At 38.7% G+C, this 21046-nt stretch carries 21 protein-coding genes; 13 read left to right on the top strand and 8 right to left on the bottom strand.

All coding sequences use genetic code 11. The features are described from left to right. Window positions 1-76: 76 nt before the first annotated feature. The 5 genes from QE382_RS01610 to QE382_RS01590 all read right to left on the bottom strand — a co-directional run bounded on the left by QE382_RS01610 (window position 77) and on the right by QE382_RS01590 (window position 4683). Window positions 77-439, bottom strand: coding sequence for a hypothetical protein (locus QE382_RS01610; RefSeq protein WP_307184408.1), 363 nt, complete (start codon window positions 437-439; stop codon window positions 77-79). 146 nt (window positions 440-585) lie between these two features. After that, complete coding sequence (gene lpxK, locus QE382_RS01605) at window positions 586-1635, bottom strand: tetraacyldisaccharide 4'-kinase (protein ID WP_307184407.1); 1050 nt, start codon at window positions 1633-1635, stop codon at window positions 586-588. Next, a complete protein-coding gene (locus QE382_RS01600; protein WP_307184406.1) occupies window positions 1632-2102 on the bottom strand; it encodes a gliding motility lipoprotein GldH in 471 nt (156 codons plus the stop codon). Before QE382_RS01600 ends, lpxK begins: the two co-directional genes overlap by 4 nt. 52 nt (window positions 2103-2154) lie before the next feature. Continuing rightward, window positions 2155-3531, bottom strand: a complete 1377-nt coding sequence (locus tag QE382_RS01595; RefSeq protein ID WP_307184405.1) for a PSP1 domain-containing protein — start codon at window positions 3529-3531, stop codon at window positions 2155-2157. 6 nt (window positions 3532-3537) lie between these two features. Further along, window positions 3538-4683: a DNA polymerase III subunit gene (locus tag QE382_RS01590; RefSeq protein WP_307184404.1), complete on the bottom strand. Its 1146-nt coding sequence runs from the start codon at window positions 4681-4683 to the stop codon at window positions 3538-3540. A 209-nt stretch (window positions 4684-4892) separates the two neighbouring features. Between QE382_RS01590 and dnaN the strand changes: the two genes are divergently transcribed. From dnaN to QE382_RS01545, 9 genes are all read left to right on the top strand, one after another. Next, window positions 4893-6014: a DNA polymerase III subunit beta gene (gene dnaN, locus QE382_RS01585; protein ID WP_088159749.1), complete on the top strand. Its 1122-nt coding sequence runs from the start codon at window positions 4893-4895 to the stop codon at window positions 6012-6014. A 13-nt stretch (window positions 6015-6027) separates the two neighbouring features. Continuing rightward, window positions 6028-6690 (top strand): DedA family protein, encoded by a 663-nt coding sequence (locus QE382_RS01580; RefSeq protein ID WP_307184403.1) that lies wholly within the window; start codon window positions 6028-6030, stop codon window positions 6688-6690. Between the two features lie 24 nt (window positions 6691-6714). Next, window positions 6715-7362 carry a DedA family protein gene (locus QE382_RS01575; RefSeq protein ID WP_307184402.1) on the top strand — a complete coding sequence of 216 codons (648 nt, stop codon included), beginning with the start codon at window positions 6715-6717 and terminating at the stop codon, window positions 7360-7362. 280 nt (window positions 7363-7642) lie between these two features. Next, window positions 7643-8215, top strand: a complete 573-nt coding sequence (locus QE382_RS01570; protein WP_307184401.1) for a CAP domain-containing protein — start codon at window positions 7643-7645, stop codon at window positions 8213-8215. A gap of 84 nt (window positions 8216-8299) precedes the next feature. Further along, entirely contained in the window at window positions 8300-9175 is an 876-nt protein-coding gene (locus tag QE382_RS01565) for a YicC/YloC family endoribonuclease (protein WP_307184400.1), read from the top strand. Between the two features lie 2 nt (window positions 9176-9177). After that, window positions 9178-9747, top strand: coding sequence for a guanylate kinase (gene gmk / locus QE382_RS01560; RefSeq protein ID WP_209576974.1), 570 nt, complete (start codon window positions 9178-9180; stop codon window positions 9745-9747). Between the two features lie 4 nt (window positions 9748-9751). Next, window positions 9752-10327, top strand: a complete 576-nt coding sequence (nadD, locus tag QE382_RS01555) for a nicotinate (nicotinamide) nucleotide adenylyltransferase (protein WP_209576976.1) — start codon at window positions 9752-9754, stop codon at window positions 10325-10327. Between the two features lie 186 nt (window positions 10328-10513). Then, entirely contained in the window at window positions 10514-11269 is a 756-nt protein-coding gene (locus QE382_RS01550) for a hypothetical protein (RefSeq protein ID WP_307184399.1), read from the top strand. Between the two features lie 97 nt (window positions 11270-11366). Then, window positions 11367-12230, top strand: a complete 864-nt coding sequence (locus QE382_RS01545; protein ID WP_307184398.1) for an SUMF1/EgtB/PvdO family nonheme iron enzyme — start codon at window positions 11367-11369, stop codon at window positions 12228-12230. Window positions 12231-12312: 82 nt separating this feature from the next. Here the strand turns inward: QE382_RS01545 and QE382_RS01540 are convergent, their stop codons facing one another. From QE382_RS01540 to kduI, 3 genes are read right to left on the bottom strand one after another with little or no spacing between them, the layout of a single operon-like run. After that, entirely contained in the window at window positions 12313-13077 is a 765-nt protein-coding gene (locus tag QE382_RS01540) for an SDR family oxidoreductase (RefSeq protein WP_307188003.1), read from the bottom strand. A gap of 5 nt (window positions 13078-13082) precedes the next feature. Continuing rightward, window positions 13083-14204 carry a BT3233 family polysaccharide utilization protein gene (locus QE382_RS01535; RefSeq protein ID WP_307184397.1) on the bottom strand — a complete coding sequence of 374 codons (1122 nt, stop codon included), beginning with the start codon at window positions 14202-14204 and terminating at the stop codon, window positions 13083-13085. 1 nt (window position 14205) lies between these two features. Beyond that, the gene (gene kduI / locus QE382_RS01530) at window positions 14206-15051 is read right to left on the bottom strand and encodes a 5-dehydro-4-deoxy-D-glucuronate isomerase (protein WP_307184396.1); all 846 of its coding nucleotides are present in this window, start codon (window positions 15049-15051) and stop codon (window positions 14206-14208) included. 466 nt (window positions 15052-15517) lie between these two features. On the opposite strand from kduI, the gene surE reads away from it, so the two are divergent. The 4 genes from surE (at window position 15518) to secA (ending at window position 21028) form a co-directional block, all read left to right on the top strand. Beyond that, entirely contained in the window at window positions 15518-16318 is an 801-nt protein-coding gene (surE, locus tag QE382_RS01525) for a 5'/3'-nucleotidase SurE (RefSeq protein ID WP_293955906.1), read from the top strand. Continuing rightward, window positions 16308-16568 carry a hypothetical protein gene (locus QE382_RS01520; RefSeq protein WP_307184395.1) on the top strand — a complete coding sequence of 87 codons (261 nt, stop codon included), beginning with the start codon at window positions 16308-16310 and terminating at the stop codon, window positions 16566-16568. The genes surE and QE382_RS01520 overlap by 11 nt, the downstream gene beginning before the upstream one ends. Before the next feature lie 46 nt (window positions 16569-16614). Continuing rightward, window positions 16615-17484 (top strand): 1,4-dihydroxy-6-naphtoate synthase, encoded by an 870-nt coding sequence (locus QE382_RS01515; protein WP_307184394.1) that lies wholly within the window; start codon window positions 16615-16617, stop codon window positions 17482-17484. A 256-nt stretch (window positions 17485-17740) separates the two neighbouring features. Beyond that, on the top strand, window positions 17741-21028 hold the full coding sequence (gene secA, locus QE382_RS01510; protein ID WP_307184393.1) for a preprotein translocase subunit SecA: 3288 nt from the start codon (window positions 17741-17743) through the stop codon (window positions 21026-21028). Window positions 21029-21046 lie beyond the last annotated feature (18 nt).

Below are 21046 nucleotides of genomic sequence, written 5' to 3'. Positions count from 1 at the left end.
GAAGCAGAAAGGGCTATCCTAAATGGATGGCCCTTTCTGCTTTTTTACCTAAAAGCTCTATATTTCATTGAAAACTCTAGCGTTTAGACATTCTTTCTTTCATTTTTGCTTGTTGTTCATCAAATAACTTAACTTGTTCAGGAGTTAGCCATGATTTGATCTTAGTAGCTTGCATCTCTTGAAGTTGCTTAAATTTCTCCATATTCGCTTTTCTATCCCCACCATCATTTCTTAGTGTAGCCCGTTGTTGAGCCTGACTTAGCGTAAGATTATAGATTGAATCTTTTTGGGTTTGATTGAGGCTTAATAATTTGTCTAAATGCTCTACACGCATTTTAGCGTGTTCTTCCGGACTACGTTGCTGACGCTGTTGAGCGGAAACAACACCTGTAGCGCTTAAAAATAAACATGCTACTGCCATTAAAATTTTCTTTTTCATCGTTTGTATAGTTTATATCATGAGTGTTTGTCGTGGCACAATCATTTGTTCATTAAAGACCGAGAAGAACTTTTGAGCTTCTCCGCTTTCATATAGAATATAAATTTGATGAAAAGGTTTAGTATAGCAGCTGCTCTTAACAAAATTTAAGGTTGATTAACACTTTGATTCACTGTATCATGCAGTCTTTTACAGAATAAGTCCTGTTGGAGCGCGTCGTGAAATCGAAGTCCGATCGGTAAGTATACCAAATTGATAGCAGCAAAGTATTTTCTAAAAGGTTTCAAACGTTGAAAGTCTTTTTCAGTTGTCAATATGATCTTGTTGCCACTAGTCAAACTGTGGTAAGATTTTACAATTTTATTAATATCAGATTCGTTAAAGGAATGGTGATCTCCAAAGGAGATATGTGTAATTGAATTCGTTTTGTCTTGGAGATAATCTACCATCGGTTCAGGTTTGGCAATACCAGTGACCAAAATAATGTCTTTTCCTTTGATATCAACTACCCTTCCCTTACTATCAATGGGTTCAAGATAATCAATATAGCTAAATACGATTAATGCTTCTTTGTTATAATACCTGATTTTCTTCTCTATTTGTCTTTTGTCTTTGGTCGGAAGTTCAATTGGACATTTCGTAATGGCTATGATCTGAGCACGCTTAGCCTCAATAAGGAGATCCCTAAAATTTCCTGTAGGAAATACGAGCATAGGATGTGAAAACGATAGATAATCAAATAATAATATATTGAAAAGTGGTGATAATTTTCGATGTTGATACGCATCGTCCAAAATAATAAGTTGATGAGCGGACTCAAGTTTTTCAATTCCGGTGCAACGATCCTCACAAACTGCAACTGTGACATCTGGAAATTTATTTTTGAATTGTAAGGGCTCATCGCCGACATCCAGGGCCACTGAATCCGTCTGTACTAGATAAAAACCTTTTGTACGGCGTCCATATCCTCGGCTGAGTATAGCTGTTTTATAGCGACTCTTAAGGATAGAAACCACAAATTCAGTCATTGGGCTTTTCCCCGTTCCCCCTACGGAAAGATTTCCTATAACAACAGTTGGAATATTGAAAGAGCGCGACGCAAGCAGCTTATGATCATATAATCTATTTCTTATCCAGACTACCACCGTATAGATCATCGTAAAAGGAAATAATAGATATCGTAACAAGGTTATCATTTTGGAACAACGGTTAGCCCTACGTCTGTAATTTCTTTCAACGGATTTTCTTTCATGTGCTGTTCGATAGCAATAGTATAAGTTCCTGTATCCGGAAATAGGTAATCTTTATGGATGACGGATTGATTATTGTACAAGCTGCCGGAAGATTTTCCTATCCATTTTCCATCAGCTCTGGCCATTTTTATTTCTTTACGAAAAGTGTATTGCTTTTTATCTGGACCGAGTTGATAAATAAGTACAAAAAGGTTGGAGTAGGCATATTCTGGCGTATGACGGACATCCATCAATACATCATATCGTTTGTTTTTGTCGGCGATATGAAATTGAAAACTGGGCAATGATGTATTTAGCCAAGCTTTATTACCAATAGGTTTATTTTCATTTATAACAAACGGTTGGTCACAAGAATACCCTATGCCAATACATAACAAACCAAGGAGGAGAGGAGTGCGTTTGAGTTTCATGTCTATTTATATAAAAGAATATGCCTAATGGGTTAAAATTAGGCATATTCTTTTATTCTGCTTTCGGTGTATTATTGTTATTACTGCCTTTGTTTTTATTCCGATGACGATTGAAACGCTTTTTGGGCCTATTATTAGATCCTTCTTTGCTGTCTTTATTCACGATTGGGCTAACCGCATCGGTCGCTAGCGGAGGTTTACCACTTTGTTTTGATGCACTCTGTTCGGGTTTTTCAGCTTTTTGTCCAGTCTTATTTTCAGGTCTGCCAGTATTGCTTTTGGATTTTCTCTTTTTCTTTCTTTTATTCCGATCATCAAGTCGAGTTAAGCTATCCTGTCCGACTACATTCTCGTAATCGTGCTTGATATTTTTTTCTTCTTTGATTTCATCAGTATCCATTACACTTGAAATTGCTTCCGGTTTAATGCCCTGCTTATTCATTTCTACAAATTCTCTGACTTGTTGAACAGGTAATGCAATCCAATTTTCTGCTCCAGGAAACGAGAACCACATCAGTTTTTTGAAGATATCAGTTTTTTGAAGATATGCGACTCCTTTTAGCGTTTCGATGCGGTCTATGTTATTTGGAATATCCTTAAGTGCATCCATATAGCTATCCAATTCATAATTGAGGCAACATTTTAATTTTCCGCATTGTCCAGCTAGCTTCAATGTATTCAAGGATAAGTTTTGATAACGTGCAGCCGATGTGGATACCGTTTTAAAATCTGTCAGCCAGGTTGAACAGCAGAGTTCACGTCCGCATGAACCAATCCCACCAAGGCGACTGGCTTCTTGTCGCATACCGATCTGGCGCATTTCAATGCGTATCCTAAACGCTTCAGCCATTTTTTTAATGAGCTCCCGGAAATCTACACGACCCTCAGCGGTATAATAGAAGGTAGCCTTCGTTTTATCCCCCTGATAATCGACATCGGATATTTTCATCGATAAACCCAGATCCAGGGCGAGTTTGCGCGCCTTGTGCATGGTTTCCCATTCGAGATCTTTTGCCGCGTTATACTTCTCAACATCAACCTCATTAGGCTTCCGATAGATTTTCTTTGTCACCATTTCAGGGGTAACATTATTCTTTTTGAGCTGTAGTCTAACCAATTCGCCTGTTAAGGAGACATGGCCGACATCATAGCCCCCTGTAGAGGGTTCAACAACAACCATCTCACCCATTTCAAGGTAGATATTGTCTACATTAATAAAGAAATCTTTTCGCGATCCCTTAAATCGTACTTCGACGATATTAAATGGTTTATAGTTTGAAGGCATATCCATATCGGAAAGCCAGTCATATACATCTAATTTATTACATCCGCTAGTCATGCAAGAGCCATTGTTCTGACATCCTGCCGGTGTACCATTTGCCGTGGTAGTACCGCAACCTCCGCCGGATGAGCAACTGCCACATCCCATAGTTTTCTATATTATATATTGAGTTCCTTTCGGAAACGTTTTGTACTTGTATATTAATGTTAACTGCAAAGATAAATCTAAAAATAATATTTTGGGATTTGCATTTCTTTCTATAAAATAATGTGTTTCCTCCAATAGATTTATAGTTGCTTCAATTTGTTCAAGGGTATAATGTACTGCAAATTTCTGAACAAAATCCAGTTCTTTTGCAGGTAAGAATACGAGATTGGAAAGCCCCTCTTTGATTAATATGATTTGACGCATCATACTGATTGCATAAAAAAGAAAGCTTTTTTGGTTTTCTCTACCAATTTTTGATAGCTCTTCCTCCACCAAAGAAATCATATTGGTCCCAGCATCCGAGACGATAAAACGAAGCCAGTTTACTAAAATACCAAAATGATTATTAGTCTGCGCGTGCAATAGGTTCATTGCTTCCTGAAGATTTCCATCTGCAATAAAAGCAATTTCTGCTGCCTCTTGATCTGAAAGCTGATGTGCTTTCTTTAGATGCAGCGTGACCTCACTATGATCTAATTTTTTAATTTTGACTAATTGTGTGCGCGATATGATTGTATTTAATATTTTGTCCTGATTTTCTGCAACGAGGATAAAGAGTGTCTTCTCGGGTGGTTCTTCGATCAACTTCAATAAGGCATTGCCTTGCGTATCGAGGTATTCAGGAAGCCACATGATTAAAACCTTATAATCAGCTTCAAAAGATTTGAGACTTAACTTCTTGATGATAGCATGGGCTTCGGCGATATTGATATTGACTTGTTTGTTGTCTGCATCCAATCGGCTGCGCCAATATTCCAATCCCATGTATGGATTGGATAAAAAGGATTTTCTCCACTTGTCTGCATAATCTGTTGCTGTGTCTTCCTTATGTTTGGCTATAAAAGGGTACGACATGTGTAGATCGGGATGGATCAGCTTGTTATATTTTCTACAGGAGGGGCACTGGCCACAACTATCGGTTTCCTGTCGATTTTCGCAATTTAAAAACTGCGCATATGCATAGGCTAAAGCAAGACTGCCCGAACCTTCGGGACCAAGAAATAATTGCGCATGACTCACACGATTTTCCTGAACCGTGCGAACTAAATGTTCTTTGATGTCTTTATGCCCAATGATCTCTTTAAACTGCATACAATACCGCTATTATACAAATGTAATAAATATTGTGATTTATCCGGCCGAATTTGCTTTCTATACTTGTGGTGCCGTGCTTATTGATTGAAATACAAATGCTTATTTGAGCTACTGAAATCTGTTTATGTGGAAAGAAAGCAGCCTATAAAACTGAAAAATATTGATTAATTTGTGTATTATTGCACATAATAATTAGTATTCAGGAAATGAGATTCATTGTATCAACATCAATTTTATTAAAGCAGTTACAAGCTATCAATGGCGCATCCAGTACAAGTACTGTTTTGCCTATCTTGGAAAACTTTCTTTTTGAAATAAAAGACAATAACTTGACTATTTCTGCTACAGATCTGCAAACAAGTATGGTTACCTCTTTACAGATCGAAGCAAAAGAAGAAGGAAGAGTAGCCATGCCTTCGAAGATATTGATTGAGACTTTAAAAACCTTGCCGGATCAACCTGTGGCATTTTCAGTAGACATGAATACTTTGGCTATTGAGATCAGTGCGGGTGATGGAAAATATAAATTGAGTGGAGAAAATGCGGACGATTTTCCTAAAATTCCTTCCATCGATAATGGTTCGGTTATTCAGATGCCAGCACCTATTTTGTCTGAAGCTATCAGTAAAACGATCTTTGCTGTCAGTAACGATGAATTAAGACCGGCTATGTCTGGTGTATTGGTGCAATTAGCAGAAAAAAATGTGACGTTTGTTTCTACTGATGCGCATAAATTGGTGCGCTATTCGAGAACGGATATTGGTGCAGAGAAGCCAGCGTCCCTTATTTTACCGAAAAAGGCGCTCTCATTGCTTAAATCGTCACTACCATCCGATGATGTTACCGTATCTATAGAATATAATCAAACCAATGCGTTCTTTAGCTTTGGAAATATTAATTTGATCTGTCGTTTGATCGATGAACGTTACCCAGATTATGCTGCTGTAATCCCTCAAGTCAACCCTAACAAGTTAACTGTAGATCGATTATTGTTTTTAAATACCTTGAGACGTGTGGTGATTTTTGCTAATAAAACAACCCATCAGGTTCGTCTGAAGATCTCAGGAAGTGAATTGCATATCTCTGCAGAAGATTTAGATTTCTCAAATGAAGCGCATGAACGCTTATCCTGTCAATTTGAAGGGGATGATATGGAAATTGGTTTTAACGCCAAATTCCTCGTGGAGATGTTAAATAACTTAGAGAGTGAAGAAGTTGTTTTGGAGATGAGTACGCCAAATCGTGCCGGTTTATTGATTCCGGCCGTATCTGAAGATCATGAAGATATTTTGATGTTGGTGATGCCCGTTATGTTAAACAACGCTTAATCTTCGTCAGGGTTTGGAACTAATTACGCATCTTATAGACTTTATTCTCCATATTGATAAACATTTGGTTGAAATAGTCAATGATTATCAGACTTGGACCTACCTTATTCTGTTTCTTATTATTTTCGTGGAAACGGGTGTGGTTGTGATGCCTTTTTTGCCAGGAGATTCTTTATTATTTGCAGCGGGTATGCTAGCCGCGCAGCCAAATGATCTTAATGTATGGCTGATGATTTTTATCTTGTTAGTAGCTGCAGTTTCAGGTGATTCCCTGAATTATTCTATCGGAAAGCATTTTGGTATGCGCCTAACAAAATTTAAACTCTTCGGTAAGCAAGTTGTCAAAGACGAGCAGATTGCCAAAACGCATTCTTTTTATGAGAAATATGGTAGTAAAACTATCGTTATCGCGCGTTTTGTACCAATTGTTCGCACGCTAGCTCCTTTCGTGGGTGGTATTGGAAAGATGAATTATGGTACCTTCATCACCTATAATGTTGTAGGAGCTGTATTGTGGGTAGGTGGTATAACCCTTGCTGGATTTTTTTTAGGGAATTTTTCTATTATACGCGAAAACTTCTCGAAAGTGGTATTGATCATTATTTTTTTATCTGTATTGCCCATAATCTTTGAGCTAATAAAAGAAAAAATCAAATCAAAAAAAGGAGTCTTATAAGACTCCTTTTTTTATATATGGAAAATGGAAATCGTTTCACAATTCATAGATGTTATATTGCATATTGATCAGCATCTTTTGCAGCTGATCAATAGTTATGAAAATTGGACCTACCTGATTTTATTTTTAATCATCTTTGCAGAGACAGGATTGGTGGTTACCCCATTTTTACCCGGAGATTCTGTTTTATTTGCTTTGGGAGCTATCGTCGCTCTTCCAGATTGTCATATTTCTCTGTTGTTGATTGTTTTGATCCTAATTCTTGCGGCTATTTCCGGAGATTTCGTAAATTATGAAATTGGTAAATATGTAGGAATGAGGGTCTTTAATTCAGGATCGAAGATATTCAGACCTTCTTATCTTCAAAAAACACAAAATTTCTATGCGAAGCACGGAACGAGGACCATTATTTATGCGCGATTTGTTCCCATTGTCAGGACTTTTGCACCATTTGTAGCAGGTATTGGCAGAATGTCCTACAAAACCTTTGGTAAATACAATATTTTAGGCGGCGCATTATGGGTATTAGTTTTTACGCTTTCTGGTTATTATTTTGGGCAGATCCCATTTTTTAAGCATAATTTTTCGCTAGTTATTTTGGCCGTTATTTTTATGAGCTTAATACCCATGCTTGTACAGTTTTTATCGGCTAAAAATTCAAAAAAAGATTAAACGTTGCATACTAAATATCGTCTTTTAGGGTTAAAGGGTAAGTACGAATTATTGTTACTTGAGAAGTACTCAGGTTGATGGCCGAGCGATTGTTTTAAAAAGCTTTTGAGTAAACGAGGCAAATAAAATCGGCAGTATACTCGTATCTACCATTGGAGGGACATTTTTTTCGGTATGATTGATCCATGCTCGCATCTAAATAGGGTAATGTGAATGATCTGGATATTGCTTTATACAAGAAAGTTGTGCATCACGCGCTTATGAAAATAACGATTTAGGTATGAATTATTTGGTTTTAGCATTCACCATGTTTTTTACACAGTTCGCTTTAGCACAGCGTGTTGTTGTCGATCACCGTCAAGCGCAGGAAGCCTATGAACTATTGAATAACATTCGTACAAATCCAGAGGAGTATACGAAAGAACTGAACCTTTTTAATTTGCAGAAGATAAAACGGACTAAACTCAATTGGAATAAACAGTTGGCAGAGGTTGCAGTTTATCGCGCAAAAGATATGGCCAAGCGCTCGTATTTTGACCACGTATCGCCGGAGGGCTTCGGACCTAATTATTTCATCGAAGAGGCCGGTTATAAACTTAATCCCGAATGGTTATTAAAACGAAGCGCAAACAATTTTGAATCGATTGCTGCCAATCGAGCGAGCGCTACAGCTGCGGTTAAAGCTTTGATTATAGGAAAAGAGTCTCCGGGCTATCACCACCGTACCCATTTATTGGGTATGGATCAGTGGAATGCTTCTTTATATGATATTGGAATTGGTTATGTCGAATGCAAAGGGGCAAAGCCCTATGAAAGTTACTTAGTCGTTATCATTGCTAAACACGATTGGTAAATAAGACGAGCCTTAATTTAGGGAGTATCAGCAATTAATCCCTTTAGGGTATTCAATTTTTACTGAAAAGTCATACCTTTGCATATGATAAAATCCATGACAGGATATGGCACTGCATCTGCCGATAACGGTATAGTCAAATATAGTGTCGAAATAAAGTCCTTAAATTCAAAATTTCTTGAATTAAATCTTCGCTTGCCCAAAATCGTTTCGGACAAGGAATTGACCCTGCGTACTGAATGTAGTAAACTTATTGAGCGAGGTAAAGTGAACCTGACTGTGATGGTTGAATACACGGATCAAACCGCTAAAGCTTCTTCCATTAATGCTGATTTACTCAAAAAATACTATAGTCAGTTGCAGCAAATTGCTGTGGAACTCAATGATACGAATGTCAATCTGTTTGAACTTGCATTAAATATGCCGGAGGTAATTACCAACAATGATGATTCGGTCGATGATGAAGAGGCTAAAGTATTGATGGATGCTTTTTATGATGCCGTAAAACGCTTCAATACCTTCCGTGAGGATGAGGGAAATGTACTAGCCGGAGACCTGAAAAAGCGCGCGGAGCTAATCTTAGCTTATCTTGCCGAAGTAGAATTGTTGGAAGTTGAGCGTATACCTTTGATCAGACAGCGTATCGAGCAATTTTTGAATGACACCATTGGCAAAGAAAATGTTGATCAAAATAGATTCGAACAGGAACTGGTGTACTACATCGACAAATTGGATGTGACCGAAGAAAAAGTCAGGCTGCGTTCCCATTGCAACTACTTTTTGAAAGCGTTTGATTCAGCCGATTCAAACGGAAAAAAATTAGGTTTTATTTCACAAGAAATGGGTCGGGAAATCAATACCCTTGGTTCTAAAGCAAATCATGCCAGCATTCAGCAGATTGTGGTCAGAATGAAAGAAGAATTGGAAAAAATAAAAGAGCAATTGCTCAACGTATTGTAAGAATGAGCGGTAAATTAATTATTTTCTCAGCACCGTCGGGAGCTGGAAAAACAACAATAGTAAGAGATCTTTTAAGTAAACATGGTGATAAGATCGAGTTTTCCATTTCAGCAAGTACCCGTGACCCAAGAGGACAGGAAGTGAATGGAAAAGATTACTATTTTATGTCCAAAGAAGAATTTTTACATAAAGTAGCGAAACAAGAGTTCATTGAATTTGAAGAAGTATATTCTGGAACATTTTATGGAACTTTGCGTTCGGAAATAGAACGTATCTGGAAAGAGGGTAAACATGTTATTTTTGATATCGATGTCGTCGGTGGATTACGTTTAAAATCAAAATTTCCTGAACAGGCGATTTCTATTTTCGTCCAACCGCCGTCACTGGAAGTTCTTAAAGAACGTTTGACAGGAAGAGGAACGGATTCTGAGGATAAATTAAAAGAACGCTTTGCTAAGGCCGAATTGGAACTTACCTATGCCAATAAATTTGATGTTATCTTGAAGAATTTTGATTTAGCTACAGCCTGTGCCGAAGCTGAAGATATTGTCATGGAATTTATCAATAAATAAATTCATGCGAAAGATTGGTTTGTTCTTCGGATCTTTTAATCCAGTGCACATAGGGCATTTGATTATAGCCAATTATATGGCCAATTTTACTGGGTTGGATGAAGTTTGGTTTGTGGTCTCTCCACAGAATCCATTTAAAAAGAAATCTACCTTGGCAGATCCATACGACCGATTAGAAATGTTAAATCTAGCGTTGGAAGATTGTGATCATTTACGGGTCTGTGATGTTGAGTTCCATTTACCAATACCGTCCTATACAATTGATACATTAACACATCTTAAAGAAAAATATCCAAACAGGGAATTTGTACTGCTCATGGGACAAGATAATTTGGATTCTTTAGCGAAGTGGAAGAATGCAGATATTATCTTGCGTGATTATCAGATTTATGTTTATCCAAGGCCTGGGTACGATACCGAAAAATTTAAAGATCACCCCGCTATCACACTGACGGATACTCCATTAATGGAATTGTCATCTACTTTTTTACGAAGAGCCATTAAAGAAAATAAAAATATTCAATTTTTTACACCCCAAAAGGTGATTGAGTTTATCGATAAAAAAGGTTTATATTCTTGATATATAAACGTATACATAAAATATACTATCCCCGGGTTTCATTAAATCTGGGGCTTTTTTTTATACAGCATGGGATCATTGTAAATACGGTAGGCGGAACCGGAACCTAGCAGATAATAGCATATAAAAGGAATAGTTTTTGTAGCAATAATTTCTTTATTTTTAAAATACAACAAATCATACGTTATGAAAAGGGGAATTTTATTTTTTATTTCTTTCTTGTTTTGGATGAATGTTTCTGCGCAAACGGCTCAAGAGGATGAAAATGAACTTTATATGGATCCTGCTGCGATTGAAATGCGTAGTAAAATGACCATACCACCCTATGGTCTGACCAAAGTAAAAGCATTAATTGCCAAGATTATTCCTCAGGAAGATAACGAAACAACCGATGCCAGTATAAATGCCATTCCAGCAACAGATTTCAGCAGGTTATCACTGCGCGAAAAGTTTACCTATACCATGATTCATGCAGAACTATATGCGCAGAATTGCGCTATACCTGAGTATCAGACTCAAGTGGAAAAAAAAATATTTGGAACATTATTGGACGGTTTTAATGAAACTTCCTGGTCTCAAAGACAGACCGGTTTTTTAAATGAAAATAGGGATTCAGTAATGAAGCTTATCCAGGAATCTGTGCTCCGGAGCAAACGAATGGGAGTAAATTATAAGCATGCACTAGCGGAGATCAATGCTTGGGAAATGATACCTTTTATTATTGATTATGCCAAGAAAACACCAAAAGATAAAGATGCGTTGACGTTGCTGATGTTACTCATGAAGCGTGGCGAATATCAGGAATTTACAACGTCTACTTCTTTTACAAAGCTATATGGTGAAAATAGCAACTATTACGCTTATCTAAACTATAATAAAGAGAATGAGGCTTTGATCTTTAAACGGGCCCTGAATTATTACAAAGATAGAAAAGGTAAATAAGCGATTCGGTTTTAAAAATCGCAGTATGATAAATAGGGTCAAATAAAAGGTATAGTATAGAAGCAGTGAAAGTATGTTATAACAAATGCTAAGGAGTATGAAAAAGCTGTGCTATGTGATCGCTATGATTTTTTTATATCTCCGTTGTGAAGCGCAAGCTGGAAAATATATCCAAATTCCAGCAGGAAATTATCATTTGGGTGAAGTAAGCAGTGTAGAAAATCCGAAAAGGGTTGTACATATTGATTCCTTTTGGATCTCGGAGTTTGAGCTGACGAACGCTGAATTTGAGAAATTTATTCTAGCTACAGGCTATAAGACCTTAGCGGAACGTTATCACAATGCCATGGTCTTTGAGCCTGGCTTGGCGGAGTTTCGTTGGCTACAGGATAGTACGGCTTATTGGCGCTTTCCTAATGGTATAAGTCGCGGCGGAATCGAAACCAAAATGGATCATCCTGTTACCTGTATCTCCTATAAAGATGTGCTGGCCTATTGTACATGGGCAGATTGCAGATTGCCCTCTTTTGACGAATGGGAGGTGGCGGCTAGGGCAGGAAGCGAAGGCCCCTATTTCGACGGTTTCACTAAGGAGAATATGGTCGATTATGCCAATGTTTGGCATGGAAAAGATCATTTGAAAGCCGATTATTCCGATGGTTATCTTTATACTTCACCTGTTGGAAAATTCAAACCCAATCCATGGGGGCTTTATGATATCTTCGGAAATGTTTTTGAGTTTTGCACCGGAAGGCTTGAAAGAGATGGCGACCGTTCTGTTGCCCACGCCCGTGGAGGCTCTTGGTGGTGTAGTAAAAATAGCTGTGCAGCTTTCAATACCGTTTATATAGGTTCTGTACATCCAAATGCATCGTTTAGCAATCTGGGATTTAGAACCGTAAAAAACTCTCATGATTCCTTTGGATCAAAGACGGGCATGAAAGTTCTTGATAGCCGTTGAAAACAGACATTTTAAGGAAAAAAGCCTTTATCCCGAGAGATAAAGACTTTTAAAACAAACTAATCTACTATTGATTGATCATTTATCTCCCCATCCAACCACCATCTACGGTAAGAATGGTTCCATGGACATAGTCGGAAGCTCTGGAAGCTAGGAATACAGCCGGTCCTTTAAAATCATCCGGTGTTCCCCAGCGGCCTGCAGGGATACGACTCAAAATGGACTTCGAACGTTCGGGATCTTCTCTAAGGGCCTCGGTATTGTCCGTAGCAATATAGCCTGGGGCGAATCCGTTTACATTGACACCTTTGGATGCCCACTCATTAGCAAAAGCCTTGACCATAGATCCTATGGCACCTTTCGAGGCAGCATATCCTGGAACATTGATACCTCCTTGGAACGTTAATAAAGACGCTGTAAATATGATCTTTCCAGTTCCACGTGAAATCATATCCTTCCCAATTTCGCGGGTTAATATAAATTGCGCATTTTGATTGATTTCGATGATTTCATCCCAGTATTCATCCGGATGTTCAGCGGCTGGTTTTCGGAGTATATTTCCAGCATTGTTACACAGAATATCGATCGTTGGATGGTCTGATTTTACTTTCTCAATAAAGCTGTAAAGCGCTGTCCGCTTAGAAAAATCGCACTGATAGGCATAGAAATTTTTGCCCAATGCTTTTACGGATTTTTCTACTGCAGAGCCTTCAATTTCTAAGGTCGCTGAGACCCCAATAATATCTGCTCCGGCTTCAGCCAATGCCTCGGCAATTGCCTTGCCAATTCCTCTTTTGCAGCCAGTCACCAAGGCTACTTTTCCGCTCAAATCAAAAGATTGCAGTATGGACATTATTTTGAATATTTTATTGTTAATGGTTGATCTAAATTATTTCTGAATGTTTTGACATAGGACTGCCACTGGTCAAAACTTGTTATTTTACCAGCTTTGTTGAAAGCAGCACCTGTAAAATAAATAAGGGGTTTATTGTTTTTCACCGTTGTTGCTAGTAAAAATTGTTTTGGGCTATCCTTAAATACATACTTTACACCTGGAAGAATAACTGCAGTGCCTGTAATCTTGTCCCCTTCGGCAGGCTCCCAATACGCTAAAATTCCATTTTTTTCATCGTTTAAAACTTGAGGTTTTTCCTCTTTTCTTTTAGCGATTCCCACCACAACTGGAGTGGAACCCGACGTTGTGTTTTTGATCGAATAGCTTATTTTATTTAACTGGCTGCCAGCGTCTAAAGAAATCGTTTTTTCAACTTGTAACTGCTGGCCTTTTACACGCTCAGGCTCATGAATAAGCTTGAATGTAGTGCGTAATGGACCATTATCTAATACCTCGTACTGGCGATAATGTTTATGGTACACGACCTCTTGGCCAAAGAATGGCGTTGCGTCGCCAACCCCTAATGTTTGTCCGACGGAATAATAGTCTAAGCCTTTTCCGTGATCAGCGTGATAATCGCCGGTTTTATACCATTCATCAATAACAAGATCATTGGTCCTTTTTGCCCAAAAATCAAAACCTTGTGCATCTTCGGAACTACCCTCTAGTGCCTTTCCATAGGCTCTGAATGCTGCAATGTCATTTTCCCAAGCAAAATCATCCTTCCGCTCGGGGATATATCTCGCGTAGGTTTTGGCAGCAAATGCTGTGGGCTTACTGCCATTTACACCAAATGTCAAGGAACTTTTGGGTGCGATGGCCACCTGGATCAATACGTTTTGTACAGTGGTCTTTCCTAATTTTTCAAGCTGATAAGCGAATTCTTTTTGATCCTTATCGACAATTGTAAACACAGCACCCTTTAGATCGAAATGTTTTTCGAAGGTTGCATAGGGAATACTGATCAGCTCCGTTCTAGTGCTAGCACTGGGGTTGCTTACGGTAATTGTTTTGTTATTCTGCGATAAGGCAACCGTTGAAAGCCCAAGCGCTAAACTTAATACGAATAATTTTTTCATATCACTTCAATTCGGTAATAGCACATTTGTCCATATCATCATAATCTAGATTTTCGCCGGCCATGCCCCATATGAAGGTGTAATTTGAAGTGCCCGCTCCTGAGTGAATAGACCATGGCGGTGAAATGACAGCTTGATCGTTTTGCATCCAAATATGTCTTGTTTCATCAATAGGCCCCATGAAATGCGATACAGCCTGTCCTTCGGGTAATTCAAAATAGAAATAAACTTCCATACGGCGATCGTGTGTATGCGATGGCATGGTATTCCATACGGACCCAGGCTTCAACTCGGTCATCCCCATCTGTAACTGACAAGTTTGTACCACTTTGTTTAATAACATCTGATTAATTGTGCGGTGGTTGGACGTTTCTAATGATCCCAATTCTATTTTATTTGCATCTTCTTTCGTTACTTTTTTAGTAGGGTAACTGGAATGTGCAGGTGTCGAGTTTAAATAGAACTTTGCGGGCTGCGCCGCATCTTTACTTGAAAAATATACTTCCTGAGCTCCCTGTCCAATATAGAGCGCTTCTTTGGTATTCAGATCGTAGGTAACACCGTCAACTTCGACCTGGCCGTTTCCTCCGACATTGATAATACCCAATTCTCTTCTCGAAAGGAAGTAAGGTTCTTTTAATAATGCCGAGATGGTCTCTAATTTGATTTTTGAACTGACAGGCATCGCCCCTCCAGCCATATAGCGGTCATAGTGGGTATAGACAAAATGAATTTTATCTGCCTCAAAAACTTTTTCAATTAGAAAATTTTCTCTTAATCCTTGTGTGTCTAAAGTTTTGTATTCTTTGGGCCCTATTGCATAGCGGGATTCAAAATTAACGCTCATAACTGAATTATTTTTTTGTTTGAATGCTAAATTTAAGGCTAATATTTATCAATAACGATACAATGTTACGCAAACGATGTCGTAGCACCTTTAGGTTTTATTTTTGCTCAGTATGCTTCTATTTAACGCCCGGATGTTTGTATAACAACTTGCCACCAATTCCTATATTAACAAGGAAATAACAGGGGGTTTGCAGGGGGATAGCAGGGGGTTAACAGGGGTACGCCCCTGTTAACCCCCTGCTACTACCCTATAAAGATGATTGAATAGCGGGGTTAATGGTAGATTTGGTATTATTTTGATAGGATGTTGGTAGTATTCGCATAGTTAGAAAGAAGAATTGGTGGTTGTATGAATATTATTTACATCTCGGTTTCAGATTTACTAACTTCGTAAATGGGAATAGAGAAATATCGCAATGAGGTAGATATACACCCTGACCCGATGAATAAAAAATAATTTACATATGAAGCCCAATATTTTAGTTGTTAATGACGATGGTATCACAGCGCCAGGTATCAAGGTGTTGTTGGAGGAAATGCAGAAAATAGGAAATGTTGTCGTCGTTGCTCCAGATTCTGCACAATCTGGTATGGGGCACGCCATCACACTTGGCAGGCCGTTACGTTTAGATAAAATCAATTTATATGAAGGGGTTGAAATGTATCAGTGTTCAGGGACGCCGGTAGATTGTGTTAAGCTTGCTGTCAATAAAGTTTTCAAAGGTCAAAAGCCGGATATCTGTGTATCGGGCATTAATCATGGTCTCAATAATTCCATTAATGTGTTGTATTCCGGCACCATGTCTGCTGCGGTAGAAGGAGCGATTGAAGGGATTCCTTCCATTGGCTTCTCGCTAGATAATTTTTCCCGTGATGCTGATTTTAGCCCTTGCAGGCCTTATGTGATATCTATTACTGAACAGGTACTGGCAAACGGCCTTCCTAAAAATACCCTGTTGAATGTCAATTTTCCACAAACTTCGGGTTTTAAAGGCATTAAAATTTGTAGGCAGGCTGGAGGGCATTGGGTCGAAGAGTTTGATGAACGAATTGATCCACATAATCGCGATTATTACTGGACAACGGGTAAATTTGTGTTGCAGGACAGAGGGGAAGATACCGATTGTTTTGCTTTAGCCAATGGCTATGTATCTGTCGTTCCTACACAGTTTGATATGACGGCGCATCATGCCATTCCTGAACTGAATTCGTGGAGTTTTGACCATCTTGAAGAAAAGAGTAGCAGTCGGAAACGTGAAAAATAATTTCTGGATAGGTTTGGGTATCGGTGCTGCATTTCCAGTATTGGCTCATGTATTGGTACGTTTCACGGATCTTGCACTTCACTTTTTACCCGAGAAGCCTATGGCTATCTATACCATAGCCGTACTGATAAATTTAGTGCTATTACGTTTTGCTTATCGGTCGGGAAGCGATCATCTTGGAAAGGGAATTATTGCAAGTACTTTTTTGGCGATGATTATCTATCTGATAACGCATAAAATTACGGTTTGATTAAATTTGTAAAACTCATCGGATTGATGGGAAAAATTTGTACAACATGAAATTAACATTAGGATTTTCTCCATGCCCCAATGATACATTTATTTTTGATGCATTGATTCATCATAAGATAGATACTAAGGGATTGGATTTTGAAGTGGAATATCACGATGTGGAGACCTTAAACTTAAAAGCTTTTCAAGGCGAGCTTGATATTACCAAACTAAGTTATCATGCTTTCGCCTATGCTGTTGAGGACTATGAATTACTTGATGCGGGAAGCGCATTGGGTTTCGGTGTGGGGCCTATGCTGATTACCAAGGATCCCAAATTAGCAAAATTGCTGCAACAAAAATTGGAACGGGCAGAAAGCATGGAAGCATTCGATCAATTGAAAGTTGGCTATCCAGGAAAATATACAACGGCTAATTTTTTATTGAGCTTGGCTTTCCCTGAATTGAAAAATAAAGTAGAACTGGTTTTTTCTGATATCGAAGGCGCCTTATTGGATGGTTCTATTGATTTAGGATTGATTATTCACGAAAATAGATTCACCTATGCGGAAAAAGGATTGCATAAAGTTGTCGATCTCGGGGACTATTGGGAGAAAACGACAAAATTTCCGATTCCTCTTGGCGGAATTGTTGTAAAACGTAGTCTACCGGAAGAAGTGAAAGATACATTGAATGCAATCTTGAAAGATAGTGTGGAGTTTGCATTTGCCAATCCAAAGTCTGGTCTTGAGTTTATTCGCGCACATGCACAGGAAATGAGTGAAGAGGTGATGTACAAGCATATCGAACTTTATGTCAATAAATATTCAGTAGCGTTGGGCATTGAAGGACGTAACGCAATTACCAAGATGTTTGAAAAGGCTCAGGAACTTGGCTTTATACCGCATTCGGAAAAGAAATTATTTTTGTCATAAGTTAGCTGCTACCAGTAGGTCCTTATATTGTGTTCAAAAAAGCCTGTAAAAAGCACTAAACGAACACAAATATATCTTGGCCTCCTGATAGCATTAGGGAACTGACATATTCAAAAAAATAACGTAAAAAAAATGGGTCTAAGCTGTTAGATATCATATCTAATAACTAAATTTGCCCGATTAGTGTCAAATTGTCTGCAATTTTACTTTGGAGTCATTATTGTACAAAATCTTAAGTTGAGATAGAAAAAAAATTATGTTAAAGTTTTTAAGTAAATTATTTGGAAGTAAATCCGAGAGAGATATCAAGGGAATTCAGCCTGTGGTAGACCAAATCAAAGCTGAATATGAGAAGCTTTCAAATCTAACCAATGACGAGTTACGTGCCAAGACCGTTGATTTCAAAGAAAGAATTAAGAATTACCTAGCAGATATTGACCAAGAAATTGATTCGCTAAAGAAGGAAGCGGAAGAAGATGAGGATGATATGGCAAAGAAAACTTCTATTTACGAGCAAGTGGACAAACTGTCCAAAGACCGTGATAAGAAGTTGGAAGAGGTATTGAAGGATATTTTGCCGGAGGCATTTGCCGTGGTTAAAGAAACTTCCAGACGTTTGACGGAAAACGAAGAATTAGAGGTTACTGCCAACGATTTTGATAGAGAACTGGCTGTTTACAAACCAAATGTTGTCATCAATGGAGATAAAGCAATTTGGAAAAACAAATGGATGGCAGCTGGTACTGAAGTCACTTGGAACATGGTTCATTACGATGTCCAATTGATTGGTGGTATTGTCTTACATAGCGGAAAAATCGCTGAGATGGCCACGGGAGAGGGTAAAACCTTGGTAGGAACGTTACCTACTTATTTAAATGCTCTTTCTGGTCAAGGCGTGCACATCGTAACGGTGAACGATTACCTTGCTCGTCGTGACTCGGAGTGGAATGCTCCATTATTTGAGTTCCACGGGCTATCTGTTGACTGTATCGATAAACATCAACCAAATTCTCCGCAACGTCGTAAAGCTTATCAATCGGATATCGTATATGGTACGAATAACGAGTTTGGTTTCGATTATTTACGTGATAATATGGTTCAGACTCCGGACGCATTGGTGCAAGGAAAATTACACTTTGCCATGGTCGATGAGGTTGACTCCGTATTGATTGATGATGCCCGTACGCCTTTGATTATCTCTGGTCCAATTCCACGTGGTGATCAACATGAGTTTTACCAATTGAAACCACGTATTGAGCGCTTGGTGCACGTTCAGAAAGCATATATCAATACCGTTTTGAATGATGCTAAAAAAGCATTGGCCTCCGGTGATTCTGATGTTGAAGGCGGTGGTTTAGCACTATTGAGAGCTTATAGAGGTTTACCTAAAAATAAAGCTTTAATCAAATTCTTAAGTGAGGGTGCAAACCGATCTATCTTGCAAAAAGTTGAGAATTACTATATGCAGGAGCAAAATAAAAATATGCCTAAAGTAGATGCAGAGCTTTATTTTGTTATAGACGAAAAGAACAATCAAGTAGAATTGACAGAGAAAGGTATCGAGTTGATTACAGCAACTGGAGAGGATCCTTCCTTCTTTATTTTACCAGATGTTGGTACTGAAATTGCTGAAATTGAAAAGTCTTCGTTGACTTTGGAAGAAAAGGCAGCTCAGAAAGAAGACATGTTGCGTGATTATTCAATCAAAGCAGAGCGTATTCACTCGATCAACCAGCTGTTAAAAGCTTATACCTTGTTTGAAAATGACGTTGAATATATCGTTGATGAAGGTAAAGTAAAAATTGTTGATGAGCAAACAGGTCGTATCATGGACGGCCGTCGTTACTCGGATGGCTTGCACCAGGCGATCGAAGCAAAGGAAAATGTGAAAGTAGAAGATGCTACACAAACTTACGCAACGATTACATTGCAAAACTATTTCCGCATGTACCACAAGCTTTCGGGTATGACTGGTACGGCATCAACCGAGGCTGGTGAGCTTTGGGAAATTTACAAACTTGATGTAGTCGAGATTCCAACCAATCGTGTGGCTCAACGGGATGACCGTCAAGATTTGATTTATCGTACTGCGCGTGAAAAATACAATGCAGTAGCCGAAGAAATTCAACGATTGACAGATGCAGGACGTCCAGTATTGGTCGGAACGACATCTGTAGAGATTTCGGAGTTGTTAAGTCGTATGCTCCAACTGCGTAAGATCAAACATAATGTTTTGAATGCTAAGTTACACCAAAAAGAAGCTGATATCGTTGCTGAAGCTGGACGTCCCGGACAGGTGACTATCGCTACAAATATGGCTGGTCGTGGTACGGATATTAAATTGACCGAGGAAGTGAAAAAAGCTGGAGGTCTTGCCATTATCGGTACCGAAAGACACGAATCTCGTCGTGTTGACCGTCAGTTACGTGGTCGTGCTGGTCGTCAAGGAGATCCAGGTTCATCGCAATTCTTTGTTTCACTTGAAGACAACTTGATGCGTTTATTTGCTTCGGAGCGGATTTCTAACATCATGGTGAAAATGGGAGTCGAAGAGGGCGAAGTGATGCAACATAGTATGTTGACCAAATCCATCGAGCGTGCGCAACGTAAAGTGGAAGAGAATAACTTCGGGATCCGTAAACGCCTATTGGAGTATGACGATGTCATGAATTCACAACGTACCGTCATCTATTCAAAGCGAAAAAACGCCTTGTTTGGAGAACGTTTAGACGTGGATTTGAACAACATGATTTTTGATGTAGCCGAAGAAATTGTCGTTGAAGCAAAAGAACAAGGTAACTACGAAGATTTTCAAATTGAAGTAATCCGTATTTTTGCAATCACACCAGAAATTACCGCAGAAGAATTTGCTCAAGGTAAAATTGAAGCCTTGACGGAACGTCTTTTCGAGCATGCACTCGATGCTTATCATCATAAAATTGAAGCCGTTGGTGCTTTGACGGTACCTGTTCTGAATAATGTATATGCAGAAAGAGGTCAAATTGTCGAAAACGTAGTCATTCCATTTACCGATGGTATCCGTGGCATTCAGGTTTCGGCCAATTTGAAAAAAGCGATTGAAAGCAACGGTAAAGAAGTTTTTAAGTCTTTTGAAAAAGGAATTGTTTTGGCCTTAATCGATGAGGCTTGGAAAGAGCACCTGCGTGAAATGGATGATTTGAAACAATCCGTTCAGAATGCTGTTTATGAACAGAAAGATCCGATTATCATTTATAAAATGGAGGCATTTGATTTGTTCAAAGGAATGTTGGCTTCCATGAATAAGGATGTGGTAAGCTTTATTTTCAAAGGGGAGATCCCTGGTCAAGAGCCGACTTCAATGCAAGCAAGACAAGTGCAACAGGCTCCAGTTAAAACTGTTGAAACAAAAGCGGAGTTGACATCACCTACAGGTGTCAGTGAAGAAGATGTGAACGATGGACCAAAAGAACCTGTTCGTAATGAAAATACGGTTGGACGCAATGACGAGTGTCCTTGTGGTTCAGGAAAAAAATATAAAAATTGCCACGGCGCAAATAACTAATCGATAAGAACGGTTAAA

The sequence above is a fragment of the Sphingobacterium zeae genome (genome assembly GCF_030818895.1).
In the GTDB taxonomy this organism is placed as follows: domain Bacteria; phylum Bacteroidota; class Bacteroidia; order Sphingobacteriales; family Sphingobacteriaceae; genus Sphingobacterium; species Sphingobacterium zeae.
The sequence above is the reverse complement of the archived record's forward strand: the minus strand, read 5'-3'. Positions and strand labels throughout refer to the sequence as shown.

Excerpts from the sequence above, each read along its gene's own strand:
- QE382_RS01575 (WP_307184402.1), top strand. The coding sequence starts at position 6,715 with ATGGAAATCGTTTCACAATTCATAGATGTTATATTGCATATTGATCAG.
- lpxK (WP_307184407.1), bottom strand. The coding sequence starts at position 1,635 with ATGATAACCTTGTTACGATATCTATTATTTCCTTTTACGATGATCTAT.
- QE382_RS01515 (WP_307184394.1), top strand. The coding sequence starts at position 16,615 with ATGAAATTAACATTAGGATTTTCTCCATGCCCCAATGATACATTTATT.
- QE382_RS01550 (WP_307184399.1), top strand. The coding sequence starts at position 10,514 with ATGAAAAGGGGAATTTTATTTTTTATTTCTTTCTTGTTTTGGATGAAT.
- QE382_RS01600 (WP_307184406.1), bottom strand. The coding sequence starts at position 2,102 with ATGAAACTCAAACGCACTCCTCTCCTCCTTGGTTTGTTATGTATTGGC.
- gmk (WP_209576974.1), top strand. The coding sequence starts at position 9,178 with ATGAGCGGTAAATTAATTATTTTCTCAGCACCGTCGGGAGCTGGAAAA.
- QE382_RS01590 (WP_307184404.1), bottom strand. The coding sequence starts at position 4,683 with ATGCAGTTTAAAGAGATCATTGGGCATAAAGACATCAAAGAACATTTA.
- surE (WP_293955906.1), top strand. The coding sequence starts at position 15,518 with ATGAAGCCCAATATTTTAGTTGTTAATGACGATGGTATCACAGCGCCA.
- dnaN (WP_088159749.1), top strand. The coding sequence starts at position 4,893 with ATGAGATTCATTGTATCAACATCAATTTTATTAAAGCAGTTACAAGCT.
- QE382_RS01610 (WP_307184408.1), bottom strand. The coding sequence starts at position 439 with ATGAAAAAGAAAATTTTAATGGCAGTAGCATGTTTATTTTTAAGCGCT.
- secA (WP_307184393.1), top strand. The coding sequence starts at position 17,741 with ATGTTAAAGTTTTTAAGTAAATTATTTGGAAGTAAATCCGAGAGAGAT.
- nadD (WP_209576976.1), top strand. The coding sequence starts at position 9,752 with ATGCGAAAGATTGGTTTGTTCTTCGGATCTTTTAATCCAGTGCACATA.
- QE382_RS01595 (WP_307184405.1), bottom strand. The coding sequence starts at position 3,531 with ATGGGATGTGGCAGTTGCTCATCCGGCGGAGGTTGCGGTACTACCACG.
- QE382_RS01565 (WP_307184400.1), top strand. The coding sequence starts at position 8,300 with ATGATAAAATCCATGACAGGATATGGCACTGCATCTGCCGATAACGGT.
- QE382_RS01545 (WP_307184398.1), top strand. The coding sequence starts at position 11,367 with ATGAAAAAGCTGTGCTATGTGATCGCTATGATTTTTTTATATCTCCGT.
- kduI (WP_307184396.1), bottom strand. The coding sequence starts at position 15,051 with ATGAGCGTTAATTTTGAATCCCGCTATGCAATAGGGCCCAAAGAATAC.
- QE382_RS01535 (WP_307184397.1), bottom strand. The coding sequence starts at position 14,204 with ATGAAAAAATTATTCGTATTAAGTTTAGCGCTTGGGCTTTCAACGGTT.
- QE382_RS01570 (WP_307184401.1), top strand. The coding sequence starts at position 7,643 with ATGAATTATTTGGTTTTAGCATTCACCATGTTTTTTACACAGTTCGCT.